The 21088-nt window shown below is 41.6% G+C and carries 21 protein-coding genes; 13 read left to right on the top strand and 8 right to left on the bottom strand.

Translation table 11 applies throughout. The features are described from left to right. The first annotated feature begins 299 nt into the window (after positions 1-299). The 10 genes from HWQ38_RS20950 to HWQ38_RS20905 all read left to right on the top strand — a co-directional run bounded on the left by HWQ38_RS20950 (position 300) and on the right by HWQ38_RS20905 (position 11184). Positions 300-1391 (top strand): 1-acyl-sn-glycerol-3-phosphate acyltransferase, encoded by a 1092-nt coding sequence (locus tag HWQ38_RS20950; protein ID WP_292797290.1) that lies wholly within the window; start codon positions 300-302, stop codon positions 1389-1391. Between the two features lie 691 nt (positions 1392-2082). Continuing rightward, positions 2083-2580: a hypothetical protein gene (locus tag HWQ38_RS20945; protein WP_292797287.1), complete on the top strand. Its 498-nt coding sequence runs from the start codon at positions 2083-2085 to the stop codon at positions 2578-2580. Positions 2581-2807: 227 nt separating this feature from the next. Beyond that, complete coding sequence (locus HWQ38_RS20940; RefSeq protein ID WP_292797284.1) at positions 2808-3134, top strand: DUF6464 family protein; 327 nt, start codon at positions 2808-2810, stop codon at positions 3132-3134. Between the two features lie 260 nt (positions 3135-3394). Further along, positions 3395-4657 (top strand): ABC transporter substrate-binding protein, encoded by a 1263-nt coding sequence (locus HWQ38_RS20935; protein ID WP_292797280.1) that lies wholly within the window; start codon positions 3395-3397, stop codon positions 4655-4657. Positions 4658-4664: 7 nt separating this feature from the next. Further along, a complete protein-coding gene (locus tag HWQ38_RS20930; RefSeq protein WP_292797278.1) occupies positions 4665-5615 on the top strand; it encodes a branched-chain amino acid ABC transporter permease in 951 nt (316 codons plus the stop codon). Positions 5616-5629: 14 nt separating this feature from the next. Further along, entirely contained in the window at positions 5630-6232 is a 603-nt protein-coding gene (locus HWQ38_RS20925) for a Uma2 family endonuclease (protein WP_292797275.1), read from the top strand. Between the two features lie 244 nt (positions 6233-6476). Continuing rightward, positions 6477-7400, top strand: a complete 924-nt coding sequence (locus tag HWQ38_RS20920) for a branched-chain amino acid ABC transporter permease (protein WP_292797273.1) — start codon at positions 6477-6479, stop codon at positions 7398-7400. 157 nt (positions 7401-7557) lie between these two features. Beyond that, entirely contained in the window at positions 7558-8352 is a 795-nt protein-coding gene (locus HWQ38_RS20915) for an ABC transporter ATP-binding protein (protein ID WP_292797270.1), read from the top strand. A gap of 126 nt (positions 8353-8478) precedes the next feature. Continuing rightward, positions 8479-9624 carry a hybrid sensor histidine kinase/response regulator gene (locus tag HWQ38_RS20910; RefSeq protein ID WP_292797267.1) on the top strand — a complete coding sequence of 382 codons (1146 nt, stop codon included), beginning with the start codon at positions 8479-8481 and terminating at the stop codon, positions 9622-9624. Between the two features lie 177 nt (positions 9625-9801). After that, on the top strand, positions 9802-11184 hold the full coding sequence (locus HWQ38_RS20905; RefSeq protein WP_292797264.1) for an aldehyde dehydrogenase: 1383 nt from the start codon (positions 9802-9804) through the stop codon (positions 11182-11184). Positions 11185-11263: 79 nt separating this feature from the next. Here HWQ38_RS20905 and HWQ38_RS20900 read toward each other — a convergent pair whose 3' ends face one another. The 3 genes from HWQ38_RS20900 to HWQ38_RS20890 all read right to left on the bottom strand — a co-directional run bounded on the left by HWQ38_RS20900 (position 11264) and on the right by HWQ38_RS20890 (position 12990). Then, on the bottom strand, positions 11264-11869 hold the full coding sequence (locus HWQ38_RS20900; protein WP_292797262.1) for a sulfite oxidase-like oxidoreductase: 606 nt from the start codon (positions 11867-11869) through the stop codon (positions 11264-11266). A 287-nt stretch (positions 11870-12156) separates the two neighbouring features. After that, positions 12157-12330 (bottom strand): 50S ribosomal protein L32, encoded by a 174-nt coding sequence (gene rpmF / locus HWQ38_RS20895; protein ID WP_229547104.1) that lies wholly within the window; start codon positions 12328-12330, stop codon positions 12157-12159. 162 nt (positions 12331-12492) lie between these two features. Beyond that, positions 12493-12990, bottom strand: a complete 498-nt coding sequence (locus HWQ38_RS20890) for a hypothetical protein (RefSeq protein ID WP_292797258.1) — start codon at positions 12988-12990, stop codon at positions 12493-12495. Between the two features lie 199 nt (positions 12991-13189). Here HWQ38_RS20890 and HWQ38_RS20885 point away from each other — a divergent pair, with 199 nt between their 5' ends. Then, positions 13190-15091 (top strand): caspase family protein, encoded by a 1902-nt coding sequence (locus HWQ38_RS20885; protein WP_292797255.1) that lies wholly within the window; start codon positions 13190-13192, stop codon positions 15089-15091. A 117-nt stretch (positions 15092-15208) separates the two neighbouring features. Here HWQ38_RS20885 and HWQ38_RS20880 read toward each other — a convergent pair whose 3' ends face one another. Together HWQ38_RS20880 and HWQ38_RS20875 are read right to left on the bottom strand one after the other, a co-directional pair. Beyond that, complete coding sequence (locus HWQ38_RS20880; protein WP_292797252.1) at positions 15209-15586, bottom strand: Mo-dependent nitrogenase C-terminal domain-containing protein; 378 nt, start codon at positions 15584-15586, stop codon at positions 15209-15211. A gap of 465 nt (positions 15587-16051) precedes the next feature. Then, positions 16052-16267, bottom strand: a complete 216-nt coding sequence (locus tag HWQ38_RS20875) for a Uma2 family endonuclease (RefSeq protein ID WP_292797250.1) — start codon at positions 16265-16267, stop codon at positions 16052-16054. A gap of 156 nt (positions 16268-16423) precedes the next feature. Between HWQ38_RS20875 and HWQ38_RS20870 the strand changes: the two genes are divergently transcribed. Together HWQ38_RS20870 and HWQ38_RS20865 are read left to right on the top strand one after the other, a co-directional pair. Next, positions 16424-16549: a hypothetical protein gene (locus tag HWQ38_RS20870; protein WP_292797247.1), complete on the top strand. Its 126-nt coding sequence runs from the start codon at positions 16424-16426 to the stop codon at positions 16547-16549. A 49-nt stretch (positions 16550-16598) separates the two neighbouring features. Continuing rightward, complete coding sequence (locus HWQ38_RS20865; protein WP_292797245.1) at positions 16599-16817, top strand: hypothetical protein; 219 nt, start codon at positions 16599-16601, stop codon at positions 16815-16817. Between the two features lie 147 nt (positions 16818-16964). Here the strand turns inward: HWQ38_RS20865 and HWQ38_RS20860 are convergent, their stop codons facing one another. The 3 genes from HWQ38_RS20860 to HWQ38_RS20850 all read right to left on the bottom strand — a co-directional run bounded on the left by HWQ38_RS20860 (position 16965) and on the right by HWQ38_RS20850 (position 21053). Then, positions 16965-18737 carry a ribonuclease J gene (locus tag HWQ38_RS20860; RefSeq protein WP_292797242.1) on the bottom strand — a complete coding sequence of 591 codons (1773 nt, stop codon included), beginning with the start codon at positions 18735-18737 and terminating at the stop codon, positions 16965-16967. 280 nt (positions 18738-19017) lie between these two features. Then, positions 19018-19902: a 4-hydroxy-tetrahydrodipicolinate synthase gene (dapA, locus tag HWQ38_RS20855; protein WP_292797240.1), complete on the bottom strand. Its 885-nt coding sequence runs from the start codon at positions 19900-19902 to the stop codon at positions 19018-19020. Between the two features lie 113 nt (positions 19903-20015). After that, positions 20016-21053, bottom strand: coding sequence for an aspartate-semialdehyde dehydrogenase (locus HWQ38_RS20850; protein ID WP_292797237.1), 1038 nt, complete (start codon positions 21051-21053; stop codon positions 20016-20018). Positions 21054-21088: the final 35 nt, after the last annotated feature.

Raw genomic sequence — 21088 nt, 5'->3', positions numbered from 1 at the left:
AGCAATAACTGTCTCGGCTAAACTAGGCTACAAAGCAAGGGTTTAACGACCCCCAGGCTCATGAGAGTTCAGTGGCTTCAAATCAGTAGGGGTTAAATCCGATAAACTTTCCAACGAATTTTGCAGTTTCAAAGCATTTCTAAGTTTTTCCAAATCATCACTAATTTTGCCCAGACTACAAGACTATCTGAAATTTTTATCAAAAAAATATGTAGTTAATTTTAATTCTCAGGTAAAATGCCAATGACAAAGCTATGATAAGATTTAAATAAAATTTTTGCGTAATCTCTATCACTATTTTGATTAATCAAGACTCCGAAAACCTCCTAAACACTCAACTGGAAAATGTGCCAAGGGAAGGCTATATATTTAGCTGGTTTGATTGGTTTTGTCTTTGGTATCCTCCAGGCTGGCTAATTTTATTCAACCGCCATTGGCAGCACTATCAAAGCGATCCAGATGGTTGGAATTGGCCCGAATATGGATTATTTTTAATTCCTGGCGGATTTTATCTGGCGTTGCTGAGTCGCTGGTTGCGTCTTGGTTTTCGTTTACCCCGAAAAGAAGTTGGTGAATTTGATCCCAAATATCAACAAGCTTTTAGCGAAGAAATTCTCAATCCCATCGTTAAATACTATTTTCGGGGAGAATTGCAACAAGTCGAAAACTTGCCATCAACAGGGACATTGATTGTGGCAATGAATCACGCCGGGATGTGTTTTCCTTGGGATTTTTTGACTTTGGGTTATTTATTAAGTGAAGCCAAAGGATGGGTAATACAACCCGTAGCAAGTACAGCATTATTTGAGCATCCTTGGGTAATTTGGTGGCTACCACCTAAATGGTCGCAGGTTTTAGGTGGTGTGCGAGCCGAATTAGATGATTTTGAGACAGCGATCGCAGCACCCGCCGTACCCAGCAAGCTACGCGTAGCGTCTGGTAGAGAAGGCATCGCCCCAGGTAAAATTCTCTTATATGCACCCGAAGGTATGCGCGGCCCTCTGAAAGGTTGGAAAAAACGCTATCAATTAGAAAAGTTTGATGTGAGTTTTATTAAGTTGAGCGATCGCTATCAAATTCCCATTCTCCCAGTAGTTTGCATCGGTAGTGAATCTTTACATCCTTGGACTGTTAATTTTCCTAAATTGCAACGACTAGTCAAGTTACCATTCTTACCTTTTTCGCCTTTAATGCTTGTCTTAATTCTGTTTCCTTCAATGGGAATTTGGGCAATGAGAACTCGTCTGCGTTACTTTATTCAGCCATTGGAACAAGTAGGGCTGAAAACTGACTCCAGTAAAGGGCGTCTAGCAATTTATCAACGGGCGCAAGAATTACGAGAAAAACTGCAAACTAAAATTACTTTGATGGTAAATAAATCCGCGCTGTAGGGGTTGTAAGTTGGGTTTCGTTCCTCAACCCAAGCTTTTACGGGGTTTCTTGGGTAACGCAAAGCCTCAACCCAACCTACAAATATTCTTAACCAAACCGAAACAATAACTGAAACCCTGATTTTTAGGTAGGGGCAATTCATGTAGCTTTAGCTTCCCGCAGGGTATTGCCCCTACCGCGTCTAGTTTTGCGTAAATCCTATTTAAGAAAAAAATCGTGATTTTAAGAAAAAAATCGTGATTTTAAGAAAAAAATCGTGACTTTGAGAAAAAAATCGTGACTTTAAGGAAAAAATCGTGACTTTAAGGAAAATATCGTGATTTTAAGGAAAATATCGTGGACTTAAGGCAGAAATTGTGATTTTAAGGGAAAAATTTTGATCTTAAGAACAAAATCGCTACTTTAGTAACGATAGCTTCTAGATCCGGGGTGATGGTTGTTGAAATGGTGACAACTTTCGTAAGAGCCAAGCACGCGTTTGTCTTGGGTTGTTTCGGTAAGAATTTAGACAATTTACAACTTATGGAATAGCGGAAAGAAACCTCAAGAAAGGTTATGCTACGCAAAACCTGTCCCTCTCCTTATTAAGGAGAGGGATGTCTGTCAGGACAGCGTGAGGTTTTATTTAGTACAAATATACTATTTACTGCTAAAATGCCTTACAAGTTAGCTAGCCTTGCTTGAGGTAGTATGAAAAAAATCCCAGACACGGACAAAAAGCCTATTTTGCTGAGAGTTTCGCTGTTGCAGCTTGCATCTGTAACGACTGCGATAGTGCCACTGCAACCCCAAGAGGAAAAAATTATTAGTGAACCAGAGCGTTTGATCGCGCAAGTCGAACGCGTCAATCAGGTGGCAGGAGAGTTAGAAGCAGCGATATTAGAGTTAAAAGCGATCGCTAACACAGTTAATACTCAAAGACGTTACCCACTTTTCAAGAAGGAACTAGGCAATATTTGTCAGTATTTCGCAGTTAGCGTCCCTTGGGTAAAACGAAAGGCTGACGGATCATTTATTCTGACGACGCGAAAAGTTGATTTATTCCGAGCCGAAAGGGAAGCCACACTGCTAGCACAGCAACTTCGTCAGCGAACCAAAAAAAGATTAGCATCGCAGCGACAGAGAAAAAACAAGAGTGGGGCTGACACAAAATGCTTGTTCAAAAAGGTATTAGTCAACAAATCTTAAAATTATCAACATTCAACGGCAGATCACCCTTGAGGTTGTAACAGTTATGCTGATTGAAGTGGCAGAAGGAACTTCTTCCTCAAAATTGCTAGATACCACACTGCCATTGCTAATTGCAGCCATAGTTGGTGGCAATTAGGCAAAGCTGCCCTCGTATTTGCACTTCCGTAAAACCAGAATGCAACATCAGGGACAATCAATCAGCGCACAGAAGAGGTAAAAAAAAGGTGTTAAAGACACTTTTAGTGATTGCCGTTGGTTTTTTACCGTCCCTGATTTCCCTGTGGGTAATCCGCAAAACCCATTTGCGATCGCGCTTACGGCTCAGACAAGCAGCGATGAATTTTCCATCGGTGCAGGGACGACAAAACCTCAGACTGGTTGAGAGCGATCGCTATTATTTACAAGGGGTGGGTTATCTGATTGGCGACATCAGCTGCAAATTTAATGCCCGATCTGGTTACATCCGTTGTGCTGTCAATCCTGATGGCCCATGTAACGGTTGCCGTCACTATGAACCCAAGGGATTAACGGGTAGTGAAAAAAAGGCTTAAGAGTGCTTCCTTAGTACTCAACTGAACTCACAAAGCGACTTCATCGCACATTCCCAAATAGAAGCGGGGAATGATAAAATCATTACTAATTATAATAATTTGTATATACATAGACTTTGAATATTTGTCTTTGCATGGTGAAATAAGAATGATTTAATAGAATTCGTGCCAAAGTGTAAATCTGCGCCATTTTGTTTGCAGATTATGAACTTTATGATTGCCTTTTGCCGAATATCTAATAACTACATGATTATTCAACGATGAACAACGCGATCGCTCGGACAACAGCATTATTATCAACTTGCGCTTTGCTTCTAACAGGCTGTGGTGGCGGCACTAAGACTGTGACAAATTCTACAAATAATAGTCCAAATAGTACCACAAATAACCCTGCAACCGATACCACAGCCACAACGGGTACATCGTCGGGTGCTATTCCTATCGGTATTGCCGTTGCCCAAACTAGTAATGTAGCATTACTAGGTCAAGAGGAAGTCGCTGGAGCTAAACTTGCCGAGAAGTATTTCAATAGTAAAGGTGGTGTTAATGGCACACCAATTAAATTGGTGTTTCAAGATACTAGCGGTGATGAAGCCGGGGCAATTAACGCTTTTCAAACTTTAATTAACAAAGATAAAGTTATTGGAATTGTGGGGCCAACTTTATCACAGCAAGCTTTTAGTGCTGATCCTGTTGGCGAACGTGCAAAGATACCAATTATTGGCCCATCGAATACTGCTAAAGGCATTCCCGAAATTGGTGATTACGTTGCTCGTGTTTCTGCACCAGTTTCCATCGTGGCACCTAATTCGGTAAAAGCTGCACTAAAGCAAAACCCCCAACTTAAAAAAGTTGCAGTTTTCTATGCTCAAAATGATGCTTTTAGCAAGTCAGAAACGGAAATTTTTCAGCAAACAGTTAAGGATCAAGGGCTAGAATTGGTAACAGTACAAAAATTCCAAACTAGTGATACAGATTTTCAAAGCCAAGCTACCAATGCGATTAATCTCAAACCAGATTTGGTGATTATTTCTGGTTTGGCTGCGGATGGTGGTAATTTAGTCCGACAACTGCGCGAACTGGGTTATAAAGGCTTAATTGTTGGTGGTAATGGTCTAAATACATCGAATCTATTGCCAGTTTGTAAAGCGCTTTGTGATGGCGTATTAATTGCTCAAGCTTACAGTCCAGAACATCCAGGTGAAATTAACGCGGCATTTCGCAAAGCCTATAATGACGAATACAAAAAAGAACCACCCCAATTTAGCGCCCAAGCTTTTGCAGCAGTACAAGTTTATGTCGAAGCACTCCAAGCTTTAGATAAAAAGAGCAAAGTCAACAAATTACAGTTACCAGAATTGCGAACAGAATTAAACAAACAGATACTTGTCGGCACATACAATACACCACTGGGTGAAATTGGTTTTACTCCTCTAGGCGAAGTTATTCAAAAAGATTTTTATGTAGCCCAAATCAAGATGCCAAAAGACGGTAGTCAAGGTAAATTCACATTTCTAAAATAGTTGCGACATGAATATAAATCTATTTTTGCAGCAATTATTAAATGGGTTATCCATCGGTAGCGTCTATGCAATTTTTGCTTTAGGATATACTTTGGTTTATTCCATTTTGGGGATCATTAATTTAGCTCATGGCGCGATTTTTACCTTGGGTGCATATTTTACTTATGCACTCATGGGTGGTAACTTTGGATTTAATGGCTTGTTGGCTAATGCAGCCTTGCCGATAAAATTACCTTTTGCTATATCCTTGATTTTAGCAAGTACCTTGGCGGGATTGGTAGGGGTAGTAATGGAACGTGTTGCTTTTCAACCTTTGCGGCGTCAAGGATCTGATTCCTTACTAACTGTTGTTTCCAGCTTGGGAGTAGGAGTGGTAATTGTGAATTTAATCCAGTATTTAGTCGGCGCAGAAAGTTATACATACCCCGCAAATACTTACGGGAATTTACCACCTGCGATTAACTTTGGTAGTCCAGAAAACCCAATTCCGATTCGCAGTGTTCAGATAGTAATTTTTAGTGTGTCAATGGTGATTGTGGGAATTCTTACCTATTTTATCAATCGCACTAAATATGGTAAGGCAATGCAGGCGATCGCAGAAGATCCAACTACAGCTAGTTTGTTAGGAATTAATAGCGATCGCTTTATTATTTTAACATTCTTCATCAGCAGTTTTTTAGCAGGATTAGCAGGAACTTTAGTTGCTTCTAGTGTTAGTATTGCCGGGCCATATTTCGGCATTGCTTTTGGATTGCGAGGTTTAGCGGTAATTGTATTAGGTGGTTTAGGTAGTATTCCCGGTGCAGTGTTGGGAGGTTTGTTAATTGGATTAGTAGAGGCGTTTGTACCCGCAGAATACTCTGGATATAAAGATGCAGTAGCCTTTGGAATTTTGTTTATCATGTTATTAGTTAGACCCCAAGGTTTGCTAGGACGACGATTTATTCAGAAAGTTTAAAGAGACGTAACTTTATGAAAACATACACCAAACAAAAATTAACTTTTGAGCAATTTTTAGAACAGTGTCTAGAGGAAGGTTTATATGAACTTGTAGATGGAGAAATTGTAGAAGTGCGTGCAACTAGAAATCATGATGATGTCGCAAATTTTATATTGTTTGGTTTCAATGATCAAATTAGGCAACTAAACTTAAATTATGTAGTTAATAACACAGCAGTCTTTAAAACTATAACTGCCAATGGAGTAGAACAAGGACGCAAGCCTGATGTTAGTGTTATAGATAAAGATACATGGCGCTCAAATCGTTCTGCTTATTCTGCGCTTGAAGAACCCATCCAGTTAGCTATAGAGGTAACATCAACTAATTGGGAAGATGACTACATTGATAAATTAGATGAATATCAACGTTTAGGTATTACAGAATATTGGATTGTAGATTATTTAGCAATCGGACTAAGAGAGTATTTAGGAAACCCAAAAGTTCCGGCTGTATTTGTTTTTCTATTAGATGCTGAGGGAAAATACCAACGCACACAGTTTAGAGGTTCAGAACGGATTGTGTCATTAACTTTTCCTGAACTGGCGCTGACAGCAGAGCAAATATTAACAGCTTAATATAGGAGTTTGCAGTTGAGTCCAATATAGACCTAACCCCCAACCCCTTCCCTACTAGCGTTGGGGAGTAAGACTCAAAGCCTCTGACGCCACATGCTTCAAGTCGGCAGAGCCGCCCAACGCAGTGGCTCCTCCTTGTAGGAGAGAGGTTTGGAGAGAGGTCAAAACTGTACTGCACCCAATTGAGAATCGCTATAGTTAATAAAAGCGATAGTTTGATTAAGCTTAATCAAAATCTTTTAAAATGGCTGATTTTTTCGCTACTTACGGTTCTCTAATTGTCTCTATGGTATTGGGGGCGCTACTAGGGTTATCGCTTTACTTACCGCTAATGACAGGACAATTGTCTTTAGCTAGTCCCGGATTTTATGCTTTAGGTGGGTATATTGCAGCAATTTTATCTACAAAAATTTTGACATCTAGCAGTAGTTTATTTCCGATTCCCTTGTTGTTATTGGAGATGTTAATTGCTGGTGTAAGTTGTGGTTTATTGGGTGTAATAGTGGGAATTCCAGCGTTGAGATTGCGAGGAATTTATTTAGCGATCGCTACTATCGCTTTTGTGGAAGTTCTGCGCGTCATCTCCCTCAATTTGGATATTACAGGCGGTGCTGTTGGAATTTTTGGCATTCCTCAACCTTTCCATACACAACTTGAATATTTATGGATTGCCTTACCCTTACTATTAATTAGTATGGTGCTGCTTTATCGTTTAGAACGCATCCGTGTTGGAAGGGCTTTTATCGCTATCCGTGAAGATGAATTAGCTGCGGGTGCAATGGGAATTAATCCCACTTATTACAAAGTTTTAGCGTTTACACTAGGCGCTATGCTTGCAGGAGTTGTAGGTGCAATTAGCGCTCACTTCCTTAATACCTGGAATGCCCGTCAAGGTACTTTTGATGCCAGTATTATATATTTAACTTTTGTCTTAATTGGTGGTTCGAGAACTTTTTTAGGGCCAGTAGTCGGAGGTATGGTATTTACAGCTTTACCAGAGATTCTGCGAAGTCTAGCTGATACTGGTGGTTTACCTAATTGGTTAGCGCAATTTTTGCGAGATGGTCGATTAATTATTTTTGGTTTACTAATAGTAATAGGTACAATATTTTTCCCGCAAGGACTAATTACTCCAGATATTTTCCCAAGACGCAAAACCCAAAAGTGAACTATTCATAATAATATGCAAAAATGTCGAATGATGTCCGGGCAATTAAGTATAATACCCGGAAGCCTAAAGAGCCAAACCTGCACTTTAGCTCCCCTCCCCGCAAGCCGGGAGGGGTTGGGGGTGGGGTTCTTTTATTAGAGGTAATTTGGCAGACATGATATCATACGCGACTCCAACAGCTAACAGCAATATTGTCTTAGAAGCAAGAGCATTAACTCGCCGCTTTGGTGGTTTAGTGGCGGTAAATAATGTATCTTTTAATGTAAATAAACATGAGATTTTTGGACTGATTGGCCCGAATGGTGCTGGCAAAACAACACTGTTTAATTTGATTACTGGCTTTATTCCCCCTTCTAGCGGGAAATTAATTTATCAAGGTGCAGAAATTTCTCAACGGCGTCCTGATCAAATTGCTGCTTTAGGTATCGCCCGTACTTTCCAAAATATCCGCTTGTTTGGAGAATTATCGGCGTTAGAAAATGTGATAATTGCCCGACATTTACACACTAAAAGTAATATGATTACAGGAGTTTTGGGATTACCACCAGCGCCTAGTGAAGAATTGAAAACTAAGCAAAAAGCTTTAGATTTATTGGATTTGGTGGGATTGAGCGATCGCGCTGACGAAAAAGCCAAAAACTTTGCTTATGGCGATCAGCGTCGGCTAGAAATTGCCCGCGCTTTAGGATTAAAACCGCAAATCTTACTTCTCGATGAACCTGCGGCGGGGATGAACCCCAACGAAAAACAGCAATTGAGTGCATTTATTCGTAGCCTTCGCGATCGCTTCAATTTGACGATCATCCTTATAGAACACCATGTACCATTAGTTATGGGTTTGTGCGATCGCATTGCTGTGTTAGATTTTGGTCAATTAATTGCTTTGGGTGAACCAGCAGTTGTCAGAAATAATCCGGCTGTAATTGAAGCTTATTTGGGAAATGAATAATATCTAATTATCTATCTGACAATTACAAAACTAGCTTGTGGCTATCTATGAAAAAGGGAAGTAAAGTAGTTTTTAAAATACCGTCATTACGAATTACGAATTATTTAATCTGTAGCTTGCATCTATATGACTTCACAATCTTTTCGCGGTGACAAAATTCTGGTTGTCGATGACTCTCGTGATAACGTATTTTTGATTAAAACTATTTTGCAGGAAGAAGGTTACACGATTAGCACCGCAGCAAATGGTATTTCGGCCTTGGCAGAATTGAAAGCTTCTCCTTTTGATTTGGTTTTGCTGGATCTGATCATGCCAGGTATGGATGGGTACGAAGTCACCAAGTACATTCGCAAAGAGATGAAATTGCCGCAATACATCCCCATATTGCTGATAACTGCCCACGATGCGCCCAATGTCGCCCACGGTTTAGACTTGGGTGCTGATGATTTTATCCGCAAACCTGTAACAGTAGATGAATTGCTGGCACGAGTGCGATCGCTCCTGCGCTTAAAGCATAGTATGGATGAACGTGATGAAATTGCTCGCCAGCGAGAAGATTTTGTCTCCCGTCTTACCCACGATTTACGCACTCCCTTAGTAGCGGCTGATCGGATGTTGATGCTATTTCAGCAAGGTGCATTGGGAACATTATCACCACAAATGCAAGAAGTAATCGCCATCATGTCCCGTAGCAATATCAACCTGCTTTCTATGGTCAATACCTTATTGGAAGTTTATCGCTTTGAAGCAGGGCGCAAAACTTTGGCATTTCAACCGATTAATCTAGTCCGCTTGCTAGAGGAGGTAACTGGAGAATTGGCGCCTCTAGCTGAAGACAAAATACTGTCCATTAATCTAGACAAAACTTCCGAGTCAAGCATAAATACAGTGATGGGCGATCGCTTAGAATTGCATCGTCTATTCACTAATCTGATCGGGAATGCGATCAAATTTACCGATTCTGGATCTGTTACTATTGGTTTTACTTCTCAACGCCAGTTCGACAAAAGTAGTCAATCTCAGTTTTCTGAAAAATCCAATTCTGTTGACTACATTAGAATTGAAATAGCGGATACTGGCCCAGGTATTCCTCCTGAAGAACAAGTAACCATATTTGAACGATTTCGTCAAGGCAGCCACAAAAGTTCCGGTAGTGGCTTAGGACTGTACCTTGCTCGGCGAATTGTTGAGGCACATCAAGGCATTATTCTGCTTAATTCTGAGTTAGGCAAAGGTAGTATATTTAGTGTGCTACTACCCACCAAAATATGAGAAAATTATGAATAATAGAATTTTTTATCCTGATCACTCATAATTTATAACTTTACTACTATCTAGCAATAATTGAAAGTAAATATTCTAATTAAAAAGTCAAACACTAAAATCTGACGAATCAAATATGCTGAAATAGCAGCGCTAACATAAAATAGTTTTTTCTAGGACAAAACAATGATTACCACTGAATTATCTAAGATTGGCGATATTATTCAGAATCAGCGTGAGTTTTTTAGAACTGGCAAAACTAAAGATGTCACTTTTCGCATTGAACAACTTAAAACTCTCAAGCAAGCAATTATTGAGCATGAACAGTCAATAGTCGAGGCATTACAAGCAGATTTATATAAACCAGAATTAGAGACTTACATTACAGAAATCAGCGTAATTAAGGATATTAATTATGCAATAAAACATCTTAAAAACTGGAGTAAGCCCAAAAAAACAGCCGTTTCCTTTGATTTCTTTTCCTACTCAGCAAGAATTTATCCAGAACCGCTAGGAGTTGTCTTAATTATCGGGCCTTGGAACTATCCATTTCAGTTAATTATCTCACCGTTAATAGGTGCGATCGCAGCCGGTAATTGTGCAATTATCAAACCTTCAGAAATAGCTTCTCATACTTCCCATATCATCGCTGAAATTATTGCCAAACATTTTGACCCCGCTTATATTGCAGTGGTTGAAGGAGACGTGGAAGCAAGTCAAAAACTACTTGCAGAAAAGTTTGACCATATCTTTTTTACTGGTGGTACAGCCGTCGGCAAAATCATCATGGCAGCAGCAGCAAAATATCTCACACCAGTTACTTTAGAATTGGGTGGTAAAAGTCCTTGTATCGTAGATAGTGACATTAATCTGGAACACACTGTTAGACGAATTATTTGGGGTAAATTTATTAATGCTGGACAAACTTGTATCGCCCCTGACTATCTTTTAATTAATAAAAAAATCAAAAAAGATTTAATAGATGGACTGAAAAAATGCCTAAAAGAATTTTATGGCAATCATCCAGCAAACAGTCCTGATTATGCCAGGATTATCAGTCAAAAACACTTTGAGAGGTTGGTTAACTTTCTCAAAGATGGTGAAGTTATCATTGGTGGAGAAACTCAACCTTCAGAGCGTTATATTGCCCCGACAGTGATTGATAATCTCTCCTTAGAAGATTCTGTAATGCAGGAAGAAATTTTTGGCCCCATTCTACCCATAATTGAATATAGTGACATTGCAGAAGCGATCGCCTTGATTAACTCTCGACCTAAACCCTTGGCATTATACTTATTTTCTCAAAACAAAAACCTACAAAAGCGAGTTTTGCAGGAAACTTCCTCTGGTGGAGTCTGTATCAATGATACAATGATGCAGTTTGGTCTTTCGTCTTTACCATTTGGTGGGGTGGGAGATAGTGGTATTGGCAACTATCACGGCAAAGCTAGTTTTGACACTTTTTCCCATGATAAAAGTGTATTGCAAAACTCATTCTGGCTGGATTTAAAATGGCGATACGCTCCTTATCAGGGCAAATTGCCAATAATCAAGAAACTTTTGGGTTAAAAAAATTTATGAGTTAGGAGTGAAAAATAAAAATCTACAACTCCTAACTCTTGTACAGACGCCATTCATCGCGTCTCTCCTAAACCCCATAAGCGTTGCTGTAACGTTCCTCAGCCCAAGGTTCACCACGGCGATGATAGCCATTGCGTTCCCAAAAACCAAGTTCTTCACCAGCTAAAAATTCCAACCCATTGATCCACTTAGCACTTTTCCAAGCATAGAGGTGGGGTACAACTAGCCGCATCGGGCCACCGTGTTCAGTTGGAAGGGCTTCACCAAAGACTTTTAAAGCAAAGAAGTTTTCTTCCCGCATAAAATCTTCGAGAGAAATATTGGTAGTGTAGCCGCCGTAGCAGTGTTCCATAATGTGGACTACTTTCGGGTCTAGCTCAATCAGACCGATGAAATCTGTCACTTTAATGCCAGTCCATTTGACATCCAGTTTAGACCAGCGCGTTACACAGTGGAAGTCGGCTGTGAATTCGTGTTGAGGCAGCGCCATAAAGTCTGACCAATTAAAGGTAGCAGGTTTTGCCAAACCCCAAACTCGAAACTCCCATTCCTCAGTGCTAACTTCGGGAGTTGCACCGTAAGTTAATACGGGGAAACCTTTAGCTAAATGTTGCCCAGGAGGGACACGTTCGCCCTCTTCTTTCCCTGGCTTCTGAAAAAATTTTCCTACCATAGTTGCAGAAAAATAAGTTTTCTCATGATATTTACAAGCTTTTTTGCAAATAATTTTTATCTGGTTACTTGCTCATTACTGATGAATCATAGGTAATGGGTAATGGATATTCCCAATTACTCACTACCAATTTTTCTCGATCTAATCAGCTTGTGTAGAGTATCTATGATTCATAATGCAATCAGGAAAGCTCAGAAAAAGCGTTTATCCAGTGGTAAGAAGTTTGATTGGTTATTTATTGCCAATCAAATCTATCGGTGCTGTTCATACTTTTCCTGACTGGGAAATTATGATTCTTCTTCCTCTTCTTCAGCAATTGGATAGACAAATGTAGAACGTCCAGTCAAAATCGACTTGCCCAAAGAGAGAGCTTTCTGAGCTTCGACGACGGCTTTATGCCTCCAGGTAGCTCGACGTTTATCTCGTTTTGATTTTGAAGTTTTCTTCTTAGGAACAGCCATGTCAGCAGATCGCGATTCTTCACAACCTTCTTATTCTAGGCCATCCACTGACGCTAAGGACAACAGTTGAGTCAGGAATAAGTAAGTTGAATTGAGCGGTTGATACTGAAGTGGGGACATCGGTGCTTGCACTTCTCTCTGTGTCGCTCAATCTTAAAGCCGCTATTTTGGGGTTGACAGACTGCTAGCTGCTGGAACTGGATTAGATGTCGGCTCTTTTTCAAAGAAAAGTAGCGATCGCGCGGTTTTGAAGTAAGTCGCCCAATTTTGAGCATCAGGGCGCGATCGCCATTCGGGACGACTGACTTGTAATGTCAGAACTGGTGCGATCGATCCATAATTTTGTACGGACACAATTATGGAAACATCTGTAACCAAAATATCTTGGTCGAAGCTGCGTTGAGCAGCTGCTCTTGCGGCTGCTTCTGCTCTGGTGAGAACGGTTTCATAGTTTTCATCTGGCAGGCGGTCAATAGCTAGATCAACTCTAGCGGTGTAAGCTCGCACAAGCTGAGGTGCGATCCCCTCCGTCAAAAACCACGCCGGAACGGTAGCTATGAGCAAAACTACTAAAGGAACTATCCGGATTCTTCTGGCAATTTGGCTAATAACTGAAAAGGGAGTGATCGATGATGGTAGGTGAGCAGAAATCTTGCTCATGACCTTCTATCTCCTTAGTGATGATCTGTTATTGAAATTAGGTGAAAGTATTTTCCGAAAAGATAACGTAATAAAAACTACATTCTAACTGAAGATTCGATCAGAATCACTTAGATTACAAGACATAGGTTAGCTTTGTTTTTTTAGCAAAGCCAACCGCAATTTTAAGACCAGCAAACAATAACTGACAAAGAGCGGGATGGCAAATTACTGGGCGATCGCGATTGGCATCAATCAATATCAGTTATTTCAACCTTTAAGTTGTGCCCAAGCAGATGCTGAGGCACTAGAGCAATTTTTGGCGACAGATGCAGGTTTTCACCCTAAGCACTGTCTGTTAATGACAGATACTTCGCCGCCGATTGGGGATCGATCCACCTATCCGACTAAAGAGAATATTTTGCTGCTGCTTGAGGATTTGGCAGCGACAAGTTGGCAACCGGACGACTATCTGTGGTTATTCTTTAGCGGTTATGGAGTCAATTACAAGGGCAAAGATTACTTAATGCCAGCAGAAGGCAACCCCGAACTCGTGCAAGAGACTGGCATAGAATTGCGATCGCTAATGCAAAGTTTGCAACTTGCTGATCTAAATGTATTGCTACTACTCGATATCAACCGCGCTTTTGGCACCCAAGCGGATGCTCCCGTTGGCGAAGAAACAATAGAACTAGCCCAAGAACTGCAACTGGCAACAATTCTTTCTTGCCAACCAGAGCAATTTTCTCATGAAAGTAGCGAATTAGGTCACGGATTCTTTACAGCAGCTTTGTTAGAAGCTTTGCATTCTGGCAATGGCAGCAACTTGGCAGATTTAGAAAGCTACCTAAGCTTGCTCATGCCAAAATTATGTCAACATCACTGGAATCCTGTCCAGAACCCTGCCACTATCATCCCATCAAGGCAGCAGGTAATTTTGCCAAAATTGGCAATGGAAAGCGATTTTGAGCCGGAATCGGTGATTTATCCCGAAGAATCCTTTGCTGTTGCCCTTGCGGCTCCTCCCCTCGACGATTACCCTCGAACTTCAGCAGATCGGGGCAGATGGGGAGAAGCGACTGTGAACTCTTCCCAACAAATGAAGGCTGACAAGGTTGAGAAGTCTAAGGGTGAAAAAGTCCAGGAGTCGGCTAACGGTTTAGTTTCCCAGCCAATGCCGGAAACTTCTTTAGGAGTGAATCCCAGGGGAAGATTTATCCCCAATTCCTCCCAAGGCTACGTCTCTCGATTGCCATCAAATCAGCCAAGCATCCCTTTTTGGAAACAGTTTATCTTATGGGGCGGAGGCAGCTTGCTGGTAACAGGTTTAATCGCCGTAGTTTTTCTGCGTAATCAAGAAACTTTTAGAATTAAGCAAATATCAAACACATCACCCAATGCTACTGCTAGCGATCGCCAGGTGATCCAGAATTTAGCAAGCGATGTCCACGACGGGCTACGCCTACGCACTCCACCAGTTAAACTCAACAATCAATCTAACGCCCAAATAGTCTCTAGTTCCGAGTCAAAAAACCGGAATCAAGCAGTATTAGATTTGGCGAAAATGTCGCTCAGACAAACTCAGGCTAACGATTTGAGCTTGGCGATCGCTACAGCCCGGAAAATTAAACCCGGTGAACCACTGTACGAACAAGCCCAGGAAAATATTAAGATTTGGAGCCGGATGATTTTAGATTTAGCAGAAGGTCGTGCTAAACAAAGACAGTATGCTAGCGCTATTGCTGCCGCACGGTTAATTACCAAAGATGAAGACTCCTATGCCAAAGCACAAGCAGCAATTAACCTGTGGCGGTTAGAGGGCAAGCAGTATGTGAGTAACAAAACTCTTTTAGATGCAGCTAATGCCTTGATTAAGTCTGGACAGGCATCTACATACAATCGGGCGATCGAAGTTGCCAAGAAAGTACCAGCAAGTCAACCAGGTTTCGATACTGCCCAAAAATCGATCAATAACTGGAGTGAGAAAATTTTAGATTTGGCCAAGCGTCGCGCCGCCGAAGGAGAACGTAATGCCGCAATTGCGACTGCTGCTTTAGTGCCAGAGGAGACAGGGGCTTACGAAGATGCTCAGGATGCCATCCAAAAATGGCAAAAAAAATAGTTTGGAGTTATGAATTATGAATTATGAATTATGAATTATGAATTATAAATTATGAGTTTTATTTTTAATTCTTCATTAATCACTTCTTATTCCTAACTTTTCCCTCAGCAGTCTGTATTAGCAGTACTGCGACACATCTTCGCCACAATCGTCGGCTAGATAGCACATGGCTCGGAAACGTAAACCAACCACTTCTTCATATAAGGGGTTGAGCTTGCACATCGGCGGAATGTGAAAGAGGGTTTTCCCGAATAATTTCACATCTCGCTCAAAGGGACACTGAGATGGAATCAGTTTGCACAAGCGGTGAGCTAGTTGGCGATCGCGGACTTGAATCTTATCTACCCGATGCCGTAAGGGTTGGAGAATATCCCAGTAAGACTTGGAAACAGAAGGGTGTAGCTGGCTTGCTTTCTGACCACTAGTCTCTGCTTGATTGATTGAGACCCAGCTGGTCAGAAAAATCTTTTTTGTGGTGCTGTTGAATACTTTCATGGTTAATCCTCTGTGTAATTGAGGCTATTCAGCTTTTTGATGAATATATACAACGTGGCGACGACCTTTACCGGAAGAATCGCGTTCTGACTGCGATATAATATATACCTGAATAGCCAGTTAAGTCAGAACTTAATTTATTACTACGTCAAGTTAATCGCAATTTTCTGGGGATCGGTAGCGTAATATTACGATCTTGTTCATAACTTGACATATTTAAAATTTTAGTAAAGACATCTGTCATTCGATAGGTTTTAGTGTAACATTTACAAACCTTAATACAAGGTCTTCCTGGAAGTATTTTTGCTAAGTATAAATATCAGTTATATTCTAGTAGGCGTCTTTCCTCTGCGTATTCCCGCTTCCCCACGTCAGAGCGTCCTGTTCATTGCTGGTTGAATGCCGTTGAAGCTTTGCCCAGATGTTCACAGGTAATTGGTATAAGTTGCTCACTGTCAAACAACCTTAAGCTGAAAGCACCTGCTGGGCTGTCAGGGTTAATTCTGGGAACGTTCGAGAAACAATCCGTTGGTCTTTGATAAACACAGTTAGCTTGTAACTGCCCCGATTTAGCAAACACAGAGTTACTTCATTTTCCAAAGGGTGAACAATCCAATATTCGACCATACCTATATATGCATACTCAGAGTTTTTTTGGTCATAGCGATCGCCTCCAAACAACTATATGCAGGCAACTACGAATTACTGGGGCTTCTATCCAGATGATAAGAGACTAGGACAATGAAGTTGCTATTGTGCGATCACATCTGATACTGAAAATAAGCATACAAACAATTTTGGCAGTGCGATCGCTTGCTCAAAAGTGGAGCCGGGATTATGTCAGGTTTAGCTACAGTTGGTGGAGTTCTTGGTGGGGGAGCTGTTGCAGGCATTGGCGCACTTGGTATGGCTCCTGCTGCTATAACAACCCTGGCAATGAATAGGGTTTTAGAAGAAAGATGACGAAAATCTTACTAGCGAGGAGCGAGAAGCTCGTGCTGTTGGCAGAACGATGACGACTGTTGGTGCTGCTGCTGGCACTGCGGGAGCCGTTGGTGCAGTTGCAACTGCTGGCGTTGCTGGTCTGAGTGCTGTTGGAATCACTTCAGGGTTAGCAGCGGTTGGGGGAGGTATGGCAGCGGGTGTAGCTATTACAGTTGCAGCACCAGCAGTAGCAGCAGCAGCAGTTGGTTATGGTGCTTACTGTTTCTGGAAATGGATATCAGAATAATAAATCAGCACTCCCGGCAAAGTTGGTTATACGCAACGACTCCACCTTATAAAGGCAAATGATTTTTCTCTAAATCTCACGCGAAAGCGCAAAGACGTTAGAAAAACTCTGCGTCTTTGCGCTTTGGCGTTAAATTCTGATCTTACCCTATGATGCTACCTGAGCAGCAGTCCGAGTCCGGCGTCTTCTACCATCGGCAACTTTTACAGGTGGCTCATCAGGAATTTGCATCAACAAAGTCACAGATGGCTGACATTGCAATTCCCGACGGAGGGAACGTTGCAATTCTCGTTCTAAAGTACCTTGCAATCCACCCCAGTCTATATCTGCGGCTTCACCTTGCCCAACAGCAAATTCTGACCAGCGCACAGTCAGGATTTCTTCAATCCGTTGTTTTACCCAGGTTTGCAACAGCGATCGCTCTACACTTGTAACAACACCCCGCAGGTGAATTTCTGGTTTTGCCAACAGTTTCCCATTCCAATCAATGGCAGCTGCGATCGTGATAATGCCTTCTGAAGCCATGCGTTGGCGTTCTTGCAATACTTTGGAACTTACCATACCCGAACTAGTAGTATCCACTAGTTCGATACCAGATGGCACTTTACCAGCGACGCGAATGGAATCTTCAGTCAGTTCGACAACATCACCATTCTGGATAATGATCATGTTTTCTGCGGGAATGCCCATACTCTGAGCCGTTTCTGCGTGCTTCACCAGCATTCGATGTTCGCCGTGAAATGGCACAAAGAACTTGGGTCGAGTTAAGGCAATCATCAGTTTTTGTTCTTCCTGACAGCCGTGGCCGGAGACGTGAATCCCTTTATCTCGACCATAGACCACTTTCGCCCCCTGAATCATCAATTTATCGATGGTATTGACTACAGCAATCGTATTTCCGGGAATTGGGTTAGCAGAGAATACTACCGTATCTCCTTGGCGGATTTTAATGTGAGGATGTTCTTTGTTGGCAATCCGGGTCATTGCTGCCATCAATTCACCCTGAGAACCTGTAGTTAAAACTAAAACTTTATCATCAGGGAGATTGCGGACTGCGTGCAATGGTTGCAGCAGATTATCTTCACACTTGATGTAACCTAAATTGCGGGCATGAGCAATCAAGTTCAGCATGGAACGCCCCACAACCGTTACTACACGGTTTTGCTTCTTGGCGATATCCAAAATCATGTTGATCCGATGCACACTAGAAGCAAAGGTAGTGACAAATAATCGCCCAGTGGCTTGACTAAATACTCTCTCTAGATTCGGATAAACTGAACGTTCCGAAGGTGTAAATCCTGGTATTTCAGCGTTAGTAGAATCACTCAGCAGACAAAGAACGCCTTTTTCACCATGTTCTGCTAGGCGTTGCAAATCAAACTTTTCCCCATCCACTGGGGTATGGTCAATTTTAAAATCCCCTGTGTGAATAACTACACCAAGGGGAGTCTGAATGGCAACAGTGAAACTATCAGCGATGGAGTGGGTGTTACGGATATATTCCACTAAAAAGTTTTTGCCAATCCGCACCACATCACGGGGGAGAACAGTTCTGATTTGGGTGCGATCGCGCACTCCGGCTTCTTCCAGTTTACCCTCTAGCATGGCCATTGCTAGTCTTGGCCCATAAATCACCGGGATATCAAATTGCTTGAGATGAAAAGCAATTCCGCCAATATGGTCTTCATGACCATGAGTTACGATCATCCCTTTAATTTTGTGGCGATTTTCCCGCAGATAGGTCGTATCTGGCAGAACAATATTTACTCCATGCATCGCCTCTGTGGGAAAAGCCAATCCTGCATCTAAGAGGATAATTTCATCGTCATACTCAAAAAGACAGGTATTTTTGCCAATTTCATGCAAACCGCCCAAAGGAATAATTTTCAAGGCGGAATTGTTAGCTTCGTTTTTAGCCATTTTCTCCTTAGATTGTTTACTTGTGGTTAATTAAGTTGATAGTTAAGTTTCCTTGTATTTAAGACAACATCTGCTGTCTCTTAAGTCAGTCCCAAAGCAATCAAGTTTTAATTGATATCTTCAATTTTTTATTCAATAAAATCGATACTACACTTAAGGATTCATAGTATATCTATCAGTCCTAGCACAGGTTTTTAAATTGCAACTTATGAACAATTATGATCATTGTTTATAGTATCTTTGGCAAGGAGGAGATTACCAACGCTTAACTAGTTGGTGGCTAGATTAAACTAAGTTCTTTCAGAACCGCTTCTAACTTTTGACTTACTTCTAAATCAGCTTCACATAGCGGCGGACGAGTTGAACCAACCTCCCAACCTTGAAGTTTCAGTGCTTTTTTCACTGGAATCGGATTTGAAGTGAGAAATAGAGCTTTAAACAACGGGAAGAGTTGGAGATGAATCTCGCTGGCTACCTCAATTTTACCCGCACGAAAAGCTTGGATCATCTGCTGTAGTTGGTTTCCTACCAGATGAGAAGCCACACTTACCACACCCTTTGCCCCGATCGCTAACAAGGGCAAAGTCATGTAATCATCACCAGAATAGATGTGGAATTCTTTTGGTGTCAAGCGACGAATTTCGCTTGCCTGATCTATACTACCAGTGGATTCTTTAATCCCGATAATATTGCTCACCTCAGCTAATCGGGCAACCGTTTCTGGCTGAAGGTTTTGTCCGGTACGACCGGGGACATTGTATAACAACAACGGTAGGTCGGGACAGGCTTGTGCTATCGCCTTAAAGTGCGCTTCCAATCCCGCTTGTGGCGGTTTGTTGTAATAAGGAACAACTTGTAAGGAACCATGTACTCCTATCTTAGACGCTTTTTGGGTGGCAGCGATCGCTTCTTTGGTGGAATTTGAACCACAACCTGCGATTACCTTGGCTTTTCCTGCCACGGATTGTAATACTTCGACAAACAACTGGTATTCCTCATCCCAACTTAGGGTCGGGGATTCTCCTGTTGTGCCGCACATCACCAATGTATCTGTACCGTTGTTAGCTAGATGCGCCGCCAGTTCTGCCGCTACATCATAGTTGACACTACCATCTGCTTTAAACGGCGTAATCATCGCGGTTAAGACATTGCCAAAATCTCCCACCCTTTTTTCACTCCTGATTACCCATGTTTTTCTATCTTGGTGGTTTTCTATTGTAATAACCTATATACAAATTACTTTCAAGTGTGATTAATCATTTGTCACTTCATCAATTATTAATGACTAATAGCTAATGGTTTGAGTAGATTTTTCTCTACCAATAACTCCGCGATTTGTATTGCATTCAATGCTGCCCCTTTGCGGATTTGGTCGCCACATAACCATAATTCCAAGCCACAAGGATGAGAAATATCCTGACGAATTCTTCCCACTAAAACTTCATCTTTACCTGTTGCTTCAATTGGCATCGGAAAATGATTAGTTCCCCAATCTTCGACCAATTTCACTCCAGGGGAGGATTTTAAAATTTCTCTGGCTTCCTTCGCACTAAAGGGAGTCTCAAATTCTAAATTAATTGCTTCTGAGTGAGCGCGGAGTACGGGAACCCGTATACAGGTTGCAGTGATTCTGATTTGCTGCGTACCAAATATTTTTCGGGTTTCGTTGACCATTTTCATTTCTTCCTCACAATAACCCAAATCGTTTAATGGGGAGTTATGCGGGAATAAATTAAATGCCAATGGGTAAGGCAATATTTCGGCAATTGGCGGCTGTCCTTGTAGTATAGCGCTTGTTTGGGTTTTGACTTCTGCCATTGCTCTAGCACCAGCACCACTGGCAGATTGGTAGGTTGAGGCGACAATGCGTTGCACTGGTTTAACTTTATGCAATGGCCATACTGCCACAGCCATTAAAATTGTTGTGCAGTTGGGGTTAGCAATAATGCCTTGGTGATTAGCTGCGGCTAGTGGGTTAACCTCTGGTACTATTAAGGGAACTTCCGGATTCATCCGAAAGGCACTGGAGTTGTCAATTACCACTGCCCCCTTTTGCACAGCAATTGCTGCCCAAGTTTTGGATGTGGAACCACCTGCACTAGCTAGTACTATATCGACATTTTCAAAGGCGCGATCGCTCACTGCCTCGACTGGGATATTTTCCCCTTTAAACGCCAGCGATCGCCCGACACTGCGTTCTGATGCCAATAACTTCAGGTTAGCAATCGGAAAATTACGGCTTTCTAATAATTCCAGCAACTCTGTGCCAACTGCACCAGTCGCCCCTAAAATAGCTAAACGATACGATTTCGACAACCTTGCTTCCTCCTTTAAGAGATTTTAGGCAATTT

It is taken from the genome of Nostoc sp. NMS7 (assembly GCF_017115085.1).
Lineage (GTDB): Bacteria > Cyanobacteriota > Cyanobacteriia > Cyanobacteriales > Nostocaceae > Nostoc.
This window is presented reverse-complemented; position numbering and strand designations above follow the sequence as displayed.